We start from the raw sequence: 16,786 nt of genomic DNA on the forward strand, positions 1-16,786 counted from the left end.
AGATCAGCACCGGCTGATCCGGCTCGCCCTGGTCGTTGAGCAACAGGCACTTGTGGATGCCGGTTTCCGACACGTTGTACTGATTGCGCGGCAGCTGGTTGGCGTCCAGGTGAGCCAGGGCCTCGGCTTCGGAGTCGAAGGAGCCTTCGAAGCCACCGCCGAACTTGCGGTCCTTGAACACCTGCCACTTGTTCTCATAATGCAGGTTGATCACGAAGCAGTGGTTGTACAGCTCGCCAGTCAGGCTATTGAAGATATGGCCCAGCTGGGCACCCTCAATGAACTTGGCGTCGTTCTTGTCCAGCTGCGGGGACAGCTGCTGGATCAGGTCCAGCCGGGGGATCGCCATGTCCTGGCTGGAGACGTTCTCGTTACCCGCGCCCGTGCCCTGGGCAATGTGGGCGGGCAGTTGGTCGTCACTCAGAAAGGCGACGACGGACTTGGGTGCGGATGCAGCGGCTACTTCTTTCGACATGAGTAAGTTCCTTTTACGAAAGGCCCTTTCGGGCGTCAGCCCCGTACCTTGGAGGCAAGAGGCAGTCTAGTTGGCAGTGCCAAATCCCACAAGCGAGGGTTTGGCGCTGCCAAATGTATTGGATGGACGGCGAATCACGTGGCTTTTCGCATGTTCAGGCTGCGCAGGGTGACCGGGTTGATGCCCCGCGGGGCCTCGCCGGCGTCCAGCAGCTCCTTGTAGGCGGCATTGGACAGCCGGCGCTGGAGCAGGTGGAAGGCCCGGTTGTCGTGGATGTAGTCGTAGACGGTATCCCAGTCCTCGACCTGGCCCACGGTGTTCTCGCTGATCGAGAAGGACAGCTTGCCCACGGCGAAGCGGGTCAGGCCCGTCTGGTCGGCGAGTTCGATGATGTCCTGCTCGTTGGCCTTGAGCTGTTCGTCCAGGCTGGCCACCTGGCGTTCCAGCTCGCGCTTGGCCTCGCGCAGGCGGTCACGTTCCTCGGCCAGGGTGTCCAGCCGGGTCTTGGTGGGGGTGGCGACGGTCATGTCAGGTCCTCCAGGTTGATGTTGTGAATCTCGCGGTAGAGCCAGTCCCAGTAGCCGCTCATGGTGCGGCCGGTGGCTACTGCGTTGTGCCAGTCCTGGCGGGTGAAGTAGGGGTGTTCGCCCCCACCTTCCGGGTTGTACTTGTCGTCCAGCTGCCCGGGTGACAGCCCCAGGTCTTCCTGGTCGAAGGGCGGCATCACTGGGCCTCCAGGGTGGCGATCTCGTCATCCAGCCCGTCGAGCAGGCCGCGCAGCACGCGGATGTCGGCCTTGGCGTTGGCCAGCAGGACCTCGCGGGCCTCGATCATGCGATCGAGCTTGTTGTTGGCCTGCTTGAAGGCGCGGGAGCTGGCGTCGAAGTCGCCGCCCTCGGTCATCGCCCGGGTCACGTCGTTGCGGGCGATCAGGACCGTGGTGCGCTGGTTGGTGATGTCCGTGTCCATGCCGCAGGCGCGGCTCAGGCTGCGGTTCAGGGTGCGGGCCATCAGCGCCAGGTTCTCCAGCGGCCTTTGCACCGGGTTGGCCGGGGCGGGGGCCGCGTTGAGGGTGGGCAGCGAGTCCATGTCTGTGTTCTCGTCGATGACCACGGCGGTCAGGCCGGCGGCGTTCAGGTTGTCGATCAGTGCAGGTGCGTTCATGGGTGTGTCTCCAGGGGTGGGGTGGGTTATCAGGCGGCCCGGTCTTGCAGGCCGCACAAGAGGTCCATCAGCGTGTCCATGCGCTCGATCTTTCCGTTCAGCTTCTCGTACACCTGTTCCTCGGCGGTGCCGGCGGCGGCAATGCAGATGGTCTCGGTGCGCTGGGTCTGGCCGGCGCGGTAGATGCGCCGGTTGAACTGCTGGAAATGCTCGGCGTTGTAGGTCGGGCTGACCCAGATGGTGGCCGTGCCCTTGGTCAGGGTCAGGCCGTGCCCGGCCGACTGGGGGTGGGCGAAGATCACGCGCAGCTTGCCGGCCTGGAACATCGCCACGGCCTTCTCGCGCTCGATCAGTGGCACCGAGCCGTCAATTACCGCGTAACTGATCCCGGCGGCCTCGGCAGCAGCCACCAGCTGGTCGCGCTGGTGTTGCCAGATGAAGGCCACCACCGACTGCTCGCGCTGCTGCACCAGCTCCAGGGCCAATTCGGTGCGGCTGGTGTCGAACACCTGGTAGGTGCCGTCGCCGGCGTACACCGCCCCGGAACACAGCTGCAGCAGCTTGTTGGTCTTGGCGCTGGCATGGACCGCGCTGATCCGCGCGCCGCTGTCGTGATCCAGCACCGCCTCGCGCTGCAACTGCCGGTACTGGGTCATCAGCTTGGGTGGCAGCTCGACATGCAGCACGCGCTGGACGTTCTCGGGCATGTCCAGGCAGTCCTCGAGCTTGACGCGGAAGGTGATGTCCTTGAGGCGGTCGGCGATCATCATTTGTGCGTGTGGCTTGTCGTGCCACTCGACGTACTGGCCACCGGGGCCTGTGGGCACCGGCTCGCAGACCTGGGTGCGGAAGCCCCAGAACTGGCGGCCCAGCCGTTCGCCGTCGTCGACCAGGAAGGCCGGGTGCCAGATGTCGCAGGCGCCGTTGCTGTTCATGGTCCCGGACAGGAACCAGCGGTAGTCGAACTGCTTGCGCATCACGGCCAGCTGCTTGCTGCGCTGGGCGGTGCGGTTCTTGAAGGCGGGGAACTCGTCGACCACCAGGACCCAGCGGCCGGTGAGCGTGATGCCGGCCAGCCAGCGCACGGCGTCGTGGTTGCACACGTACACGTCGGCCTGCTCCCTGGGCCAGAAGGCCTTGTCCTTTTCCTTGGCGGTGGCCACCGAGCAGAGCAGGTGCGGGGTGAACTTGGCGCAGTCGGCCGACCAGCTCGGGCGCAGGATCGACTTGGGCGCCAGGACCAGCATGTGGTCGGCCAGGCCTGCCTTCTTGAGGCGCGAGAAGGCCTCAAGGGTGGCCCGGCTCTTGCCGGTGCCGGGGTCCGAGCCGTCGAACATGCGCGGATGCTCGACCTTGAACTGCGCGTTGGCTTCCTGGTGGGCAAACAGGGGTGGAATCATGCGTAACGTCCCTTCGGAATGTAATGGTACGGCCCGCTGTCGCTCTCCCCGGCATCGAAGTCGTCGGGGTCGTAATCGGGCTCATCCATCGCGTCCTGCGGGGTTTCCTCGTCCGGGTCCGGGCCGATGTAGTCCGGGTCCCGGGGATCGGTGTGGCGGCTGATCCAGGCGGGGATCATGGCTACTCCTTGGCGGCGTGCTGCTGCCTGCTGGTTCCTTGGCTCCCCTCAGTGGGTGACGTGTTCATCGGCCCAGGGGCAGGCCGGCTCGCTGCGGCCTTCCTGCACCTTGGCGTGCGGGCAGAAGCGGCAGGCGTGGAAGCTGGGCTTGGGGTCGAAGGTGACGCTGGTCGTCATCACATCGGCGCGGCGCTCGAGCATCGGGCGCATCAGGTCGGCCTGGCGGCGGGTGTAGGCGGCGCGCAGTTCCTCGCCCTTGTCCAGGTAGGCGAACTGCACGCTGATGAGCTCCAGCTCCGGGTAGCGGGCGAAGGCGCCGATGGCGTAGCCCATGCCCTGCTGGCCGTGCTTGATTTCGTTGCCCCACTTCTTGCCGGTCTTCCAGTCGATGACCTTGGCGCTGGTGGGGCTCTCGAAGTGGATGGCGTCGAGCTTCATGCGCGCCCACACGTCCTTCCCGGTCCAGCCGGTGACGCCCCAGGTACGGGTGAAGCCCCAGTCGCCTTCCACCTCGACGCGGGCCTCGGCGTATTCCTCGCGCAGCAGGTTGATCAGCGGCAGGAAGCCCTGCATCTCCTTGATCACATCGCTGTGTTCGGCCTGGATGTAGCCCTCGATGTGGTTGTGGATTTGCGTGCCGCGCTCGGCGGCCGGGCCGCTGGGCGAGGGCATCTTCGCCACGACGGAGAGGTAGACCTTGTGCGGGCAGTCCTCGAAGTCGAACAGCCGGGACATCGACCAGGTGGGCACGGTGCCCAGCGGCGCGGTGCGCAGGTCGAGGATGGCCTGCTGCTTGGCCTGGAGCTGGGCGCGCAGGGCGCCCGGGTTGAAGACAGTGGTGTCCGGCGGTGGGGCCACGGTCGGCGGCACCGCCACCTTGCCGCTGCCGAAGGCGGCCGGGTTGAAGGTGCTGTCAGTCATTGTCGTAGCCCTGGAAGTCCTCGATGGAATAACCGGCATCGGCGAGGACTTCGGCCACGACCCCGAGGGTGTCGGCGTTCCATTCACGCTCGCTGAGCAGGGCTTGTATCTGCTCGAGGGCGTGTTCGGGGGTCAGGTATTGCTGGGGTTTGGGCACGTCCATGGCTCCTGGGTCAGTGGAAGTTGGCGTGGGCCGGCTTGCGGCCGGGCGCGGTAAGGGCGGTCAGCTCGTCGTGCTCGAGGTTCGAGTACCACTGGATGTCCACGCAGGTGGTCTTCTCGCCATGCACCTTGGCGCGCTGCACGGGCACGTCGTTGCGGTTGAGCAGCTGGGTGAACTTCGGCTGGGTGATGCGGGCGTCATGCAGGGCCAGGTAGACGGTGTACAGCTCCTTGGCCGTGACCCGCGCGGGTGCGCCGTCGACCTGACCGGCCCAGGCGCGCACGTATTTCTGCGCGGTGGTGATCTGCACCGAGCGGGACAGGTCGTTGGCCACGTCCAGCTCCAGGACTTCGAGGAAGAAGTCCAGCTCGCCGTGGCGCACGGCCAGGCAGAAGCGCTCGTTGTACCCCAGGGCCAGGGTCTTCATGCGCTGCTTGGCTTCGTTCTCGATGCAGGTGCGCGCGGCGTTCTCGTCGGCCTTGTAGGCCAGCATGAAGCCGGCGAAGGTGCCCAGCTCGTCGTCCAGCCGCGGCAGGTCCTCGACAACGGTCGGCCAGACGGCGCGCAGGGTGGTCCGCTGGGGCGGGGCGATGTTGAAGCGCCGGTCGCCGTCCTCGATGCGGATCACGTCCTGGTGGTTGGAGAAAAAGATGTAGTTGGTGAAGTTGGCCACTTCGAGCACGTCGGTGCGCATGGCCCGGATGTTGGAGGTTTCCCCGCCGATTTCGTCCTTGAGCTTGTTGAGCAGCTTGCCGTCCTGCTTGGAGTCGGACAGGCGGAATTCCTCGTAGACCAGGAACAGGGTGTGCTGCAGGTAGGCGTTGAACTGTTCTTCCAGGTGGTCCAGGCGCTTCTTGGTGGCGTACTTCTCACCGATCAGCGGGCGCAGGATGCGGTTGAAGAAGATCCCCTTGCCGGTGCCGGGGATGCCGCTGAACACCCAGGCGGTCGACAGCTTCTTGCGGGTCTGCAGCAGGTAGGCCAGCCAGTTGATGAACCACTCGAACTCCGGGTCGCTGCTCCCGCAGATGTGGTACAGCACGCGGTAGATCAAAGGGCACAGCTGGCTGAGGGCGTCCTTGGCGCCGCCCAGGCTGCGTCCGGCGTAGGTCGGGAACAGGGCCGGCGGGTTGCGTAGCAGCTCGGTGGCCTGAAAGAGGTTCAGGCGCTGGTTGTCCCAGTCGATCACCAGGGTGGTGGTCGGGTCGAAGGTCACCGTCCACTGCGGGATCGGATCGGCCAGCGGCACCCCGTAACTGGCGCACCAGTCGGCCAGGTTCTGCTTCTGAATCTTGTTGATGCGCAGCACCCGGTCATCGCGCGGGTTGTACTCCACGGCGTAGTGGGTGTCGGAGTCGATTTCCCGGAAGGCCAGCGGGCGCGGGTCGCTGGTGTCCCTGATCTGCGTCTTGTAGGTCTCGCAGTACCAGTTGTAGATGTCCTCGTTGGCCTTGCGCAGCTCGAAGGGCGGCTCGCCCTTGAAGTTGTAGATGATCTCCGGGTTGCCGATGGGGTTGTAGTAGGCGTTGCTGTCGCCACCGTTGACGTTCCAGTAGGCGAACTTCTCGGACACGCGGATCAGCGTCATCTGCAGCTGGTCCGGGTTGGTCAGCACCTGGACCTTCTCGCCGTCCACGGTCAGCGAACGGTACTGCGGGGTCATGCGCTTGAGGCCAGCGCTCTTGCGCAGGTCCGCGAGGATGCGCTCGGCCTGCTGCTGCACGGCGCTGGGCAGGGTGTCGAGCACCAGCTGGGTGATGTCGCAGGTGGCGCGCTCGCCGGGCAGCAGCACCCAGCGGTCGGCCGGCGACGTGAACGGGTCGGCCACGCCCACCAGCTCCGGCGGGGCGATGTAGACCAACTGGGCGGGGCGGGCCACCACCGGGTCGCAGACCCACTTCACGCTGATGCCCGAGCGGTTGAGCTTGAGCTGTCGCTTGAAGGGCTCGACCTGGAAGTTCAAGCCGGTCAGCCAGTGGGTCAACTGGGCGGTGGACACCGGGCGTTTGAGCAGGAAGAACAGGTGCAGGCCGATGGCCCCGTTGGGCTTCATGCCGGTGGACGCCGAGGCGTTGGCGATGCAGGCGGTGCTGTTCAGCGGCGCCGGCAGCAGCTGGCGGATCGGCTCGACCACGGCGGCCAGGGTGGCGCTGCTGATCGGCGCGACCAAGGGCGTCTCCGGGATGAAGTCGTCCAGGTCGATGACCAGCAGGTTGGTCGGCGCGTTCTTGTCGGCCTTGTTGCGTCGCGACTCGCTGATCAGGGGTTCCTTGAGGACGCCCCGGTGGATGCAGTGGCCCTTGAGCGCATGGCTCTGCATCAGGGCGAAGGCTTCATCCAGGCCTTGCGGGTTGGGCGCGATGAAATGGGTGTGGCTGGTGAAGGTCTTGGCCAGCGGGTACGGCGTTCCCCCCTCCTGGGTGATGGTTTTGGCCAGTCGCAGATTCCGTGCGGGCTCCAGAAGCGTGATTGGCACAGTCATGGTGTTGTCCAAAAAATATTTGGCACTGCCAAACATAGTCGGGCTGGGCAGAGTGGGCCAGGTGAGGAAGGTTGGGCTGTAGGTCACCTTGCTTGGGGAGGCAAAATGACATCAAGTTCGGCCGGAGGCATACTGCTCACTATCTGCTGATGTCTAGTTGCCAGCCCTTTGTTTGGCTGCGATTTAGAGCTGGTTTTTCTGGGGAGGGGTAATGAAAGTACTGAGTGATTTATGGGCGTCTTTTTCAGGGGCAGCAAAGGTTAGGGTTAGCGACCCTTTTATAGGTGCATTCTTTGTTTCTTGGTTGTTATTTAACTGGAATCAGATTGCATTGCTTTTTTGGGGGGAAGGGAAGGCATCGGAGCGTATCTCAAATTTTGATAATTATATCAAGGCGACTGATTTATTCTCGTTTAATTCGGTCTTGGTATTGCCGTTATTCTTCTCATTTTTATACCTTTTTTTATTTCCATGGATTTCCTTTTTTGTTAAAGGGCTCCTCTCGTTTACGGATGATCTTCTTTATAGGCAGGCTATTGATTCAGAGTTGCGTAAAGTTAGGCAACAGGAGGATCTTAATAAGGCAAAAATTTTGTCTGATCCCGAAAAGAAGTTTATCGAGCAGAGCGTCCAGCTGGAGCTTGATCGCAGAAAAGAGCTGATGGAACAGCGAAAACACAGAGGGGTTCGCATGCAAGCGAAGGCTGAAGAGCAAGTCTTGAAAGCAAAAGAGGCTAGCGATAAGGCAAAAGAAACTGAGATCACGCTCCAAAACAAAGCTAGGCAGGCGGAGCTTGAGAGCAGGCGGTTCAGCGTGCATAGCGATAGGTTGAAGGCCGAGGCAGCTTCCCATAGATTTCCGTCGGCATATCTTTTTCTCGAAATGCTTGATGAGAGCCTGAGGGCTGATGATCAGGAATTGTCTCTTGGTGGATTGGGAGAAGTGGTTGCTGCTATATTTGGATATGACAGCTTTGCAGATATTTTATATGATAAGGAGTTCAATAACGAAAGTTTTTCTGAGGTTTCCTACGTTTATTACGACTCCGAATCTCTAGCGTCTAGACTGGAGCAAATTCTCCTTGCTGAGGGGTATCATGTAAATTTGACGCCAGGGGATTTGTTTGACCATATTGTTTCCATTTTCGAAATTCTGCCATACAATTTCGTTGACTTGGAAATGCTGACTGAGGCGGGGAAGGAATTTGCTCAAGAAAAACGTTTCTCATTGCTGGAATCAGAAGGCGTGGCGGGAGCTATATCCGAGTCAGATACTTATTTTGAAGAGGTGGAAATTGATGAGATGAGAATAGTGGGTTTCGATAGAGGTTTTTTTGCAAAATTTGACGCAAATGCCAGTGGCGTTCATCGGAACGATAGTGAAGTGCCGGGCCGTGGTATTACTATCGAATTAAAAGTAGAAAGTCGCCTCAAAGTAGGAAGAAGAGCTCTGGGGGGCTTTGAGTTTAGCGAAGTACAGGGTCACTTAAATGATTATTGTTAGGCGGAACACGCTGCGATAGGTGGTCTTTCTCGTTGCCACACCCATTGAAGGTGCTTTCCTTAGGCGGTCGCTGCCGGCCTACTATCCAGGGCCGAAAAACCGCGATACTGTATGGGTGTACAGTAATCGAGAAACCGCCATGGGCATCTACCTTCTCGGGCGGGCGGCCCCCTCTCAGGCCCAGCTGCCGTTCTTCAGTTCCTGTGTGCCAGCCGGGTTTCCCAGCCCGGCCCAGGATCACATGGAAGGGTCTATCTCCCTGGATGACCTGATGGACATCCGCGCGCCGCATACCTACCTCGCCAGGGCGGCGGGAACCAGCATGATCCACGTAGGCATCTTCGACCGGGACATCCTGGTTGTTGATCGGTCGCGGCTCCCTGAGCCCGGGCAGGTCGTCATCGCCGCTCTGAATGGCGAGTGTCTGGTGAAGATTTTCGACCAGCGGAATGGCCAGACGCTGCTGCGTTCGGCCAACAAGCAGTTCCCTACGCGCTACCTGCTGGAGGGTGACGAGCTGGGTGTCTGGGGCGTGGTCCGCTACAGCGTGCGTTGCCATGGGCACTACTGAACGGGCCATCGCCCTGATTGATTGCAACTCGTTCTATGCGAGCTGCGAGCGGATTTTCCGTCCCGATCTGGCGCGCACCCCCATCGTCGTGCTGAGCAACAACGACGGCTGTGTCATCGCCCGAAGCGCCGAGGCGAAGAAGCTGGGCATCGCGATGGGTGCTCCCTATTTTCAGATTCGCCGCGACCTGGAGCGCTGGGGTGTCGCGGTGTTCTCGTCGAACTATGCGCTGTATGGCGATATCAGCGAGCGGGTGATGGCGGTGATCGAAAGCCTCGTGCCGGCGCTGGAGGTCTACAGCATCGACGAGGCGTTCGCGGACCTGTCCGGGATCGCTGACGTGGAAAGGCTGGGCCGCACGATCCGCCGGGAGGTGCTCCAGCGCACCGGCATCCCGGTGGGGGTGGGCATCGCCCCGACCAAGACCCTGGCCAAGCTGGCGAACCACACGGCCAAGCGTCTGCAGCAGCAGACGGGTGGGGTGGTGAACATCTGCGAGGCGCACAAGCGCGACTGGGTGCTGCGCAACACGGCGGTTTCCGAAGTCTGGGGCATCGGCCGGCGCATGACCGAGCACCTGGATCGGCTGGGGATCAAGACCGCATGGGATTTGGCGCATTTCGACCCCTGGACGCTGCGCAAGCAATTCAGTGTGGTGGTCGAGAAGACGGCCCGCGAGCTGCGTAGCACACCCTGCCTCGACCTGGAGCAGGTGGCCCCGCCCAAGCAGGAAATCTGCTGTTCGCGCATGTTCGGCCAGCGGCTGCGGGAGTTGCCTCCTATTCGCGAAGCGGTGGCGACCTACGCTGCCCGGGCGTGCGAAAAGCTGCGTGCGCAGCATTCGCTTTGCAAGCGGGTGCGGGTGTCGATCCGCACCGGCATGTTCAATCCAGATGAACCCAAGTTTTCCAAGGGCATTGTCTGCGAGCTTCCCTATCCAACGGACGACACCCGGCTGGTCACCCGCGCTGCGCTGGCGGGGCTGGAGCAGGTGTACCGGGAGGGGTTCGCGTTTTCCAAAGCGGAGATTCTGCTGATGGACCTGCGGCAGCGCGGTGAGTACACGGATGATCTATTCGCCGAGGTGCAGCCCGCAGAGTCGGAGCGGGTGATGGGTGTGCTGGATCAAATCAACGCGAAGTGGGGGCGGGGTACGATCCGGCCGGGTCGAGTGCCCACGGCGCCGGACTGGGGGATGCGGCGGGAGATGATGAGCCAGAGCTACACGACCCGGCTCGATGAGTTGTGGGTAGTGGGGTGTAGGTGAGGCGCCATGTGGCGTTGAATCGGCTCGCATGTAGTGCATGCCGCTAGAAAGAGATTGATTGGGTCGGATGTTGCCCCGAAACTGGAATTTGCTAAGCTACGGTCGACCCTCCTTCCAATCAACCGAATTGCTCGCCCCCGCGATTTGTAGCACAGAAGCAGCACTGGTTTTCCACGACGCTTTTCGTTCTAAAGCCTGTATGCAACCCCCAGGTGTCGCATTGCAACATCCAGCATACCCTCAAGAGCCTAAGACAGTGAGCACATGAATCTTTTTTTAACAGAGCTTCGCAAAACCATCCCATCTCAGATCGGTCAAGATCTATTTTGTGAAATGGGTCGCGCATCTTGGAATGCGATGCCTCCGATAGCTATTGCTGATCTTTCCGTTGCTATTGGAACCAACTTAGGCTTGGTTCGTTCGAGAAATGAGGACCGTGTTGCAGTTGCCCAAGTTTCTGCAGCGGATGGTGAGACTTATTTTGTAGTGCTCGTATGCGATGGTGTGGGCGGCACGGAGATGGGAGATGCTGCCGCATCTCTTGCAATTACTATCTTTTTAGAAGAGCTGACGCATAATCGCTCCAAACGAAACCTTTCTACACTGCTTCGTCTGATAGTCAAGCGTGTTGACGAGCGTGTCCGCGAAGGCCTTCGTGGTAAAGGGGCAACAACCCTCAGTGTTTTCATAGCGACAGGTCATGGCGAGAAAGCTGCCGCCAATATAGGCGATAGTCGTATCTATGCTTGGTCTCCTCTTAATGATCGGTTAGTGCAGATCAGTAGAGATGACACAATAGAAAACGAGCTTTCCGAACTTTCTAAAAATCCATTAGCTTTACAGTTTCGGGGTTTAGGAGGCAGTCTTTCGCAGGCGATAGGCGAAGATGGTAGAGCCGCTAATGATCTTCGGATAACTATTTTGGATTCCGAGTATTTAAGTGAAGGAATTATTTTAGCCACCGATGGAGCCTGGAAGGGGAGCGAGGATGGGTTTAATGCTGTGCTAAAGAAAGCGCCATCTTCTACTGCTGCGGTCAATAGGATAATGTCGCTTTCAAATTGGGCGGGCGGGTTAGATAACGCATCTATTGTTGTGGTTGAGAGAATTAGGGATGCGATTGAAAATATCCCTCCTGTTGAGCCAGGTTTGTTAAAACTTCATGTGTGGCTTGGGAATGTCAAGATAGTGCTTTCTGCTTCGGAATCTGCTGCACGATTGGCCGGGTTGGATCGGCCAATCATGAAGGCGGATGGTAGAAGAACCTGGGTGAGGAAGTACGGGCGCGCTGGCGGAGAGGATAATAAGAAGCCGAGGCAGCTTGGCTTTACGATATCCGAAGAGGCGAGTTTGGAAAAGAAAAAGGCGGCGCGGGCTGAAATTGAGATATCAATCGAACCTGAGCCGAAAAAAGATTCTGAAAATTGAATGGAATCAAATGATAAGTTTACCTGGAAGATATACGGCAGTCACTAACACCCTAATGAGTGGGGGTTTTGGTAGCGTTCAGCCAGTACGGGATAATTTTTTGGGGCGAGATGTTCTGTTTAAGTTCATGCAGTCTGGGAACGATGATGGGCAGCTCCGCAATGAAATTCAAATGCTGGCAAAGGCTCGATCTAAACACATAGTTGAAATCTATGATGTGATTAGAGATGAGCGAGGCGCAGTTCAGGGGATAATTATTGAATACCTTCAAGGTAGGTCTTTTGAGAATTTCCACCTGGAAGCTGCGGATGACCCAATAAGCTACTTGAAAGTTTTATATCAGATTGGGAAGGCCATAAAAACTCTGCACGATGCCGATATCGTCCATAGGGATTTGAAGCTTGCCAATATTAAGGCGTCTTCTGCTGGAGTGGTTAAGCTATTTGATTTTGGTATTTCTGTAGAAGGTTCTGATTATCATACGAGGGCCAATCGGGGAACCTTCGTATATGCGGCTCCTGAATTGTTTGTTGAGGGTGCGTGCATTACAAAGGAGATGGATATTTACGCGCTTGGTGTTTGTGCTTGGGCACTTGCCAGTGCGAGCCTCCCCGGCGAGCTGCATGAGGTTCCGCCCCAGAGCTCTGCTGATGTACCCTCTCTTGCTACAGTCATGGGTGGTAAGCTGTCGAAAGAGGTCATCGAGCTTATTGATGTTTGCCTGTCAGTTAATCCGGCTCGGCGGCCATCTGCCAAAGTTTTTTGCGATACTATAAAAGATCATCTGGTTTGTGACGAGCATAGAGGGATATTTGTTTACGGCGGGAGCGTTCACACAATTTCCAAGGATAATCGGCGGGTCGGATTAAGGTTCAATGGAGTTGGTGGAATAGTTGTGGTCTATGACGGTATTAATTTCGAAATAACGGATGTTGAGGGTGATGTATATATAAATAACAGGGGTGCGTTTGCTGGGTCGCGCCTGCATGATGCTTGTCTTCTGACGTTTGGGCGCCCCGAGCTAGGAAGCAACCGATACTGGGTAACATTCTCCTCCTCTCATCCAGAGGTGATACTGTGAGTCAGCTCTTTGCTCCAGGCAGTGTACTTGTAGGTCGTTATGAAATTGTCAGATTCCATGCGGCTGGTGGTATGCAAGAGGTTTATTATGCCTATGACCGGACGCTTGATAGATATGTTGCGGTGAAAATCCCCAAAGCTGGAACCAAAGATCGGCGCTTTCGGCGTGGCGCGGAAATGGGAGCTCGTGTCAATCATCCTAATGTGGCAGCAACGCTTGATTATTTTGAGAACGAGACATTGACGTTCATGGTCGAAGAATTCATCTTCGGTCGTGATCTGAATGATCGCTTAGCTAATGAGTTCTTTTTTTTAGACCCTCATCTTGCTGCACATGTGTCTCATCATGTTGCCAAGGCATTGTATGAGGCACATAAGATGGGTATATGTCATAGGGATCTAAAGCCTAGCAATATCATGACTTCGGTTGATGCGTCGATGGAGTCGATAAAGCTAACCGATTTCGGGATTGCAAAATTAGCCGAAGCTGAGATTTTGGCTGAGATGGAGTTATTTGAAGAGAATGAGTCAACCCTTCTTTCCTCGAACACATTGCTGGGTGCGGTTCCGTACATGGCCCCAGAGTGTTGGGAGGACTGGAAGAGCGCCGGCATGCCGATGGACATATGGGCTTTTGGATGCATCATGTACCACTTGTTAACTGGCGAGCCGCCATTTGGTGCAGGTCATAAGGCCATTAGAAATAGCATGCTGTATCAGCATGGCAACTATTCAGTAGCTAAGCCTAGTTGGTTTGGAAAGCATCCCGCCACCCGAGAGCTAGAATCGAACCTCTGGAAGCTTTTAATTTCCTGCCTTGCCGTAGATCCTCAAAATAGACCAAGTGCAGAGGATTTGATGAAAAAATTTAACTCGCTAATGTATGCGACGGGCTCTCGTAAAGTTGGGATGATTGGCACTTATCCTATCCGTTATCGCAATGGAGCCGCAGCTACAGCCGGGTTCATTGAATATCAGGGACTTCAAGCATTTTTTCATGCATCCGATTTTTACGGTAACGTTTTCCCTGGTTTACATCAGAAAGTTAATTTTACATCTTACCCAGGCGTGCCGGCTCCAAGATGTTCACCAGTTCTCCTGCTTCGTTAATCGAGATGCGGGCGAGCATCAGCAAGTACCTTCAGCATAAATTGCATCAGCCTAAGCCCTCCGGGCTGCTGCTTGTTGCCAAGATAGGCCGAACCACTATTCCTTTTAGGTGCTTGCCTCATTTCGAGTACTCAAATCCAAACCCACCCTCACCGTCGAGCGGCAGGTCCGCACACCAGGCCGGCGGGGTGCGCATGATGCCCACCATGTCATCGAACAGCGCCTGGGCCTTGTCGGTGCGGTCCCACACGTCGACCAGCTTGCCCTTGTCGTTGGGCTGCTTGCCTAGGTAGCGGGCGCCGAAGCTCGGTCCCACACCGATGATTTCGTCGTGGACGTTGAGGGCCACGCGGCCGCCGTGCGGGCGCAGCAGGTCGTTGATCTTGAGCATCTGGCCGAACAGCACGATGCGGGACAGCGCCTGGGTGATGTTCTCCACCAGCTTGCCACCGTACAGGTTGGTCCAGAACTTGCCGTTCCAGTATTCCCAGCCGCCGAAGGTGCTGCCGTCCTCGGACGGGGCCACGGGGCGTAGGCCGGTGTATTGCAGGGCCATGCCATTGGGCATGATCAGCGCGTTCTTGTAGATGCGCAGCGGCCCCCAGTCCCGCTCGTTGCCCAGGTACATGTCGGCGATGGCCGCCTCGGCTTCGGCCCAGTAGCGCGGGATTGGGGCGTTGAGGGAACGGTACAGGTTGACGAGGCGCCGGGCCTCCAGTTCGTCGATGAACATGGGCGTGTCGGCGGTGGCCAGCGAGCCCTGGAGCTTCTTCCAGCCCACCTGAAATCCGAGTCCCAGGACGCAGGTCTTTCCAAGAAATCTCTGATCGGGGTGGTCGTATTTGTTGATCGGGTAGCCGTACACCTGGGTGGCGAAGTTCGCGTACACGTCCTGTTTCTGGCGGAACTGCTCGAGCAGGTCGTCGTGGCGCGACTCCCAGGCCAGCATCCGGGCTTCGATGTTCGAGCTGTCCACCACGTACACCAGCTGATCGCCGGTGATCGCCGTCTGGATCGGCTGGTCCAGCAGGTTGGGTTGCAGGGCGATGGTCATGCGGCCACCTCACGGGTCGGCAGGCACAGGGCGCGGCGCAGGCGCGAGCCCCGGCCCAGGTTCTGCAGGTTGAGCTTTTCGCCGCCGCCATAGCGGCCGGTGTGGGCCGAGTAGTAGATCAGCGCCACGGGCATGAAGCCGTCGCACTGCTCGGCCGTGGCCAGGAAGCGTTGCCCACGGGTGATTTCACCGACGCTCTTGGCGGCGATGCGCCCCTCGAACAGCGCCTTGTGCTGTGGGTAGGCGTGCATCAGCTCGCGAAAGCCCACGTCGTCCTTGCCCAGGGCCGGGATCATCACCGGCCGGTCGGTGTCGTTGCCGTCCGCGTCCTTGACCTTCTGCGTGGGCGAGGGCTTGAGTGGGATCGGCATCCCCCGCGCGCGCAACAGCGCCTCGAACTGGGCATTGGAGGCCAGCACCTTCTCGCTGACCCCGGAGGCGGCGATCTTGGCGTGGCGCTCGGCGGTGGCCTCGTCGATGGTCTGCTGCACCAGGAGGGTGTTGATGTGCAGGATCGGCTCGCAGTGCATCCGCAGGGTCAGGTCGATGATCCGCAATTCCTCGTCCGGGTAGTGCGGAGCCATGCGCGCAAACGCCGCGTAGGTGAGCGGCACGTCACCCATGCGCTTGCCGTTGCCGATGCAGTAGTCGGCCATCGTCCGCTCGAGCTGGGGGTTGGCCCACAGCTGCGCCGTGGTCACGCCCTTGAACTGCACCAGTTCCTTGCCTTTGCGCATGGTCGGGTCGCTCGGCCACAGGCGCTCGCACAGGGCGTCCAGGCTCGCGCTGCTGGTGGGGAACAGGCCCCGGCTCATGCCCATGGTGTCCAGGTACAGGTCCGGGTGCCAGTCGAACTTCTTGTGCAGAATCCAGCCGTCGAAGTAGGTGTTCTGGCACAGCAGTGCGACCGGCAGGCCGTCCGGGTTGCTGTCCTCGATGTACGCCAGGGCGTCCTCGGTGTCGCGGAACCAGCGCGGGGTGCCGCCCTCGATCTGGATGCCGACGCCGTGGATCGAGAAGCGCGGGTCGCTCACGTACTCGAAGGTGTTCATCGTGGTCAGGCTGTACTTCGGGCCGTAGTAGGTTTCGAAGTCCAGGGTGGCCAGCAGGTAGTCGGTGCCCAGGATGTTCACGGTTGCCCTCTCAGTGCAGGGTGGCGGTCGCCGGGGCGCTGGTGGTGGCGGCGTCCCGGAGGCTGGGAAAGCGCTGCTGGAACATCAGGCGCAGGGCGTTGCTGAGTGTTTCCAGAACCGCGGCTTCGCCGCCGGGGCGCACGTTGGTGATGGCGAAGGCGCCGGTGAGCAGCAGCAGGGCCATGCTGGCGTTGCCGGTGTCGGTCGCGCTGCGCAGGGCGCGGTGCAGGTTGCGGGCGGCCACGTCTACCTCGGGCTCCAGGAGGGTCTTGGCGGCGTTGGCCAGGAGGACCTTGGTGGTCAGATCGTTGGGGTCTGTGAGCATGGGTGCGTTCCTCGCGGGAAAGGGCTCGCCCGGTCCCGGGCGAGCACAGGGGGCTTATGGTTTCTGAGTGGGTTTCTCGAGGGTGAGCAGCAGGCTGAACGCCCAGGCCAGCGCAAACAGCCAGACCGGCGTCAGGCCGGTGAGGATCAGGCTGCCCCAGAGCACGGCAGGGTCATTCGGGGCGCTGACCAGGCGCGGCAGCATCAGGCTGTAGAGCAGGCCGCCAACGGCGATCAGCAGCAGGATCACGCAGATCACGGCGAGGCGGGCAAGCGTCATAGGCTGCCTCTGACGCGCACCCAGCGGCCGTCGAACTGCTCGTAGCAGCCCTTGAAGGCCACGAAGCGCGTGGGCAGCGGGTTGTCGCGGTTGGCCCAGGCACAGTTCGCCCAGGCCAGGCCATTACCCAGCAGGGCGATCAGGGTCAGGCCCAGGGCCAGGCACAGCGCGAAGTACCCGGATAAAACAATGTCCCCAATCGGGACAGGACGACGATCAGGCATGACGGGTTCTCCAGTCACGGCATCCCT

At 59.6% G+C, this 16,786-nt stretch carries 20 protein-coding genes; 6 read left to right on the plus strand and 14 right to left on the minus strand.

Features of this window, described 5'->3' with window-relative positions; genetic code table 11:
• The 9 genes from AS93_RS0104525 to AS93_RS0104565 all read right to left on the minus strand — a co-directional run.
• Positions 1–475, minus strand: a 475-nt coding sequence (locus AS93_RS0104525) for a hypothetical protein (RefSeq protein ID WP_027589499.1), incomplete at its 3' end; no start/stop codon positions are given.
• A gap of 134 nt (positions 476–609) precedes the next feature.
• A complete protein-coding gene (locus tag AS93_RS0104530) occupies positions 610–1,002 on the minus strand; it encodes a hypothetical protein (protein WP_027589500.1) in 393 nt (130 codons plus the stop codon).
• Entirely contained in the window at positions 999–1,199 is a 201-nt protein-coding gene (locus tag AS93_RS0104535; RefSeq protein ID WP_027589501.1) for a hypothetical protein, read from the minus strand. The genes AS93_RS0104530 and AS93_RS0104535 overlap by 4 nt, the downstream gene beginning before the upstream one ends.
• The gene (locus tag AS93_RS0104540) at positions 1,199–1,639 is read right to left on the minus strand and encodes a hypothetical protein (protein WP_027589502.1); all 441 of its coding nucleotides are present in this window, start codon (positions 1,637–1,639) and stop codon (positions 1,199–1,201) included. Before AS93_RS0104540 ends, AS93_RS0104535 begins: the two co-directional genes overlap by 1 nt.
• 29 nt (positions 1,640–1,668) lie before the next feature.
• Positions 1,669–3,039, minus strand: a complete 1,371-nt coding sequence (locus AS93_RS0104545; RefSeq protein WP_027589503.1) for a DEAD/DEAH box helicase — start codon at positions 3,037–3,039, stop codon at positions 1,669–1,671.
• Positions 3,036–3,218: a hypothetical protein gene (locus AS93_RS0104550; protein WP_027589504.1), complete on the minus strand. Its 183-nt coding sequence runs from the start codon at positions 3,216–3,218 to the stop codon at positions 3,036–3,038. Before AS93_RS0104550 ends, AS93_RS0104545 begins: the two co-directional genes overlap by 4 nt.
• Positions 3,219–3,266: 48 nt before the next feature.
• Positions 3,267–4,139, minus strand: a complete 873-nt coding sequence (locus AS93_RS18685) for a PD-(D/E)XK nuclease family protein (protein WP_051587333.1) — start codon at positions 4,137–4,139, stop codon at positions 3,267–3,269.
• Positions 4,132–4,296: a hypothetical protein gene (locus AS93_RS20530; RefSeq protein ID WP_155956103.1), complete on the minus strand. Its 165-nt coding sequence runs from the start codon at positions 4,294–4,296 to the stop codon at positions 4,132–4,134. The genes AS93_RS18685 and AS93_RS20530 overlap by 8 nt, the downstream gene beginning before the upstream one ends.
• 16 nt (positions 4,297–4,312) lie before the next feature.
• A complete protein-coding gene (locus AS93_RS0104565) occupies positions 4,313–6,784 on the minus strand; it encodes a primase-helicase family protein (RefSeq protein ID WP_155956104.1) in 2,472 nt (823 codons plus the stop codon).
• 211 nt (positions 6,785–6,995) lie between these two features.
• On the opposite strand from AS93_RS0104565, the gene AS93_RS20535 reads away from it, so the two are divergent.
• The 6 genes from AS93_RS20535 (at position 6,996) to AS93_RS20125 (ending at position 13,744) form a co-directional block, all read left to right on the plus strand.
• Entirely contained in the window at positions 6,996–8,288 is a 1,293-nt protein-coding gene (locus AS93_RS20535; protein ID WP_155956105.1) for a hypothetical protein, read from the plus strand.
• A gap of 139 nt (positions 8,289–8,427) precedes the next feature.
• Positions 8,428–8,859, plus strand: coding sequence for a translesion error-prone DNA polymerase V autoproteolytic subunit (umuD, locus tag AS93_RS0104575; RefSeq protein WP_027589507.1), 432 nt, complete (start codon positions 8,428–8,430; stop codon positions 8,857–8,859).
• Positions 8,846–10,126 (plus strand): Y-family DNA polymerase, encoded by a 1,281-nt coding sequence (locus tag AS93_RS0104580; RefSeq protein WP_027589508.1) that lies wholly within the window; start codon positions 8,846–8,848, stop codon positions 10,124–10,126. The genes umuD and AS93_RS0104580 overlap by 14 nt, the downstream gene beginning before the upstream one ends.
• A 264-nt stretch (positions 10,127–10,390) precedes the next feature.
• The gene (locus AS93_RS20115) at positions 10,391–11,554 is read left to right on the plus strand and encodes a PP2C family serine/threonine-protein phosphatase (protein ID WP_081798205.1); all 1,164 of its coding nucleotides are present in this window, start codon (positions 10,391–10,393) and stop codon (positions 11,552–11,554) included.
• Positions 11,555–11,564: 10 nt separating this feature from the next.
• A complete protein-coding gene (locus AS93_RS20120) occupies positions 11,565–12,635 on the plus strand; it encodes a serine/threonine-protein kinase (protein WP_081798206.1) in 1,071 nt (356 codons plus the stop codon).
• Complete coding sequence (locus AS93_RS20125) at positions 12,632–13,744, plus strand: serine/threonine-protein kinase (protein WP_218185747.1); 1,113 nt, start codon at positions 12,632–12,634, stop codon at positions 13,742–13,744. Before AS93_RS20120 ends, AS93_RS20125 begins: the two co-directional genes overlap by 4 nt.
• 118 nt (positions 13,745–13,862) lie before the next feature.
• Here the strand turns inward: AS93_RS20125 and AS93_RS0104585 are convergent, their stop codons facing one another.
• The 5 genes from AS93_RS0104585 to AS93_RS0104605 are packed head-to-tail and all read right to left on the minus strand — an operon-like array spanning position 13,863 to position 16,759.
• Positions 13,863–14,798, minus strand: a complete 936-nt coding sequence (locus tag AS93_RS0104585; protein WP_027589509.1) for a DNA polymerase — start codon at positions 14,796–14,798, stop codon at positions 13,863–13,865.
• The gene (locus AS93_RS0104590) at positions 14,795–15,931 is read right to left on the minus strand and encodes a hypothetical protein (protein ID WP_027589510.1); all 1,137 of its coding nucleotides are present in this window, start codon (positions 15,929–15,931) and stop codon (positions 14,795–14,797) included. The genes AS93_RS0104585 and AS93_RS0104590 overlap by 4 nt, the downstream gene beginning before the upstream one ends.
• 10 nt (positions 15,932–15,941) lie before the next feature.
• Positions 15,942–16,256, minus strand: a complete 315-nt coding sequence (locus AS93_RS0104595; RefSeq protein WP_027589511.1) for a hypothetical protein — start codon at positions 16,254–16,256, stop codon at positions 15,942–15,944.
• Positions 16,257–16,310: 54 nt separating this feature from the next.
• Entirely contained in the window at positions 16,311–16,535 is a 225-nt protein-coding gene (locus AS93_RS0104600; protein WP_027589512.1) for a hypothetical protein, read from the minus strand.
• Positions 16,532–16,759, minus strand: coding sequence for a hypothetical protein (locus AS93_RS0104605; protein ID WP_027589513.1), 228 nt, complete (start codon positions 16,757–16,759; stop codon positions 16,532–16,534). The genes AS93_RS0104600 and AS93_RS0104605 overlap by 4 nt, the downstream gene beginning before the upstream one ends.
• Between the last annotated feature and the right edge of the window lie 27 nt (positions 16,760–16,786).

The sequence above is a fragment of the Pseudomonas sp. RL genome, from assembly GCF_000647775.1.
Lineage (GTDB): Bacteria > Pseudomonadota > Gammaproteobacteria > Pseudomonadales > Pseudomonadaceae > Serpens > Serpens flexibilis.

Excerpts from the sequence above, each read along its gene's own strand:
- AS93_RS20120 (WP_081798206.1), top strand. The coding sequence starts at position 11,565 with ATGATAAGTTTACCTGGAAGATATACGGCAGTCACTAACACCCTAATG.
- AS93_RS0104545 (WP_027589503.1), bottom strand. The coding sequence starts at position 3,039 with ATGATTCCACCCCTGTTTGCCCACCAGGAAGCCAACGCGCAGTTCAAG.
- AS93_RS0104565 (WP_155956104.1), bottom strand. The coding sequence starts at position 6,784 with ATGACTGTGCCAATCACGCTTCTGGAGCCCGCACGGAATCTGCGACTG.
- AS93_RS18685 (WP_051587333.1), bottom strand. The coding sequence starts at position 4,139 with ATGACTGACAGCACCTTCAACCCGGCCGCCTTCGGCAGCGGCAAGGTG.
- AS93_RS20535 (WP_155956105.1), top strand. The coding sequence starts at position 6,996 with ATGAAAGTACTGAGTGATTTATGGGCGTCTTTTTCAGGGGCAGCAAAG.
- AS93_RS0104550 (WP_027589504.1), bottom strand. The coding sequence starts at position 3,218 with ATGATCCCCGCCTGGATCAGCCGCCACACCGATCCCCGGGACCCGGAC.
- AS93_RS20115 (WP_081798205.1), top strand. The coding sequence starts at position 10,391 with ATGAATCTTTTTTTAACAGAGCTTCGCAAAACCATCCCATCTCAGATC.
- AS93_RS0104540 (WP_027589502.1), bottom strand. The coding sequence starts at position 1,639 with ATGAACGCACCTGCACTGATCGACAACCTGAACGCCGCCGGCCTGACC.
- AS93_RS0104535 (WP_027589501.1), bottom strand. The coding sequence starts at position 1,199 with ATGCCGCCCTTCGACCAGGAAGACCTGGGGCTGTCACCCGGGCAGCTG.
- AS93_RS0104595 (WP_027589511.1), bottom strand. The coding sequence starts at position 16,256 with ATGCTCACAGACCCCAACGATCTGACCACCAAGGTCCTCCTGGCCAAC.
- AS93_RS0104600 (WP_027589512.1), bottom strand. The coding sequence starts at position 16,535 with ATGACGCTTGCCCGCCTCGCCGTGATCTGCGTGATCCTGCTGCTGATC.
- AS93_RS0104585 (WP_027589509.1), bottom strand. The coding sequence starts at position 14,798 with ATGACCATCGCCCTGCAACCCAACCTGCTGGACCAGCCGATCCAGACG.
- AS93_RS0104580 (WP_027589508.1), top strand. The coding sequence starts at position 8,846 with ATGGGCACTACTGAACGGGCCATCGCCCTGATTGATTGCAACTCGTTC.
- AS93_RS0104605 (WP_027589513.1), bottom strand. The coding sequence starts at position 16,759 with ATGCCTGATCGTCGTCCTGTCCCGATTGGGGACATTGTTTTATCCGGG.
- umuD (WP_027589507.1), top strand. The coding sequence starts at position 8,428 with ATGGGCATCTACCTTCTCGGGCGGGCGGCCCCCTCTCAGGCCCAGCTG.
- AS93_RS0104530 (WP_027589500.1), bottom strand. The coding sequence starts at position 1,002 with ATGACCGTCGCCACCCCCACCAAGACCCGGCTGGACACCCTGGCCGAG.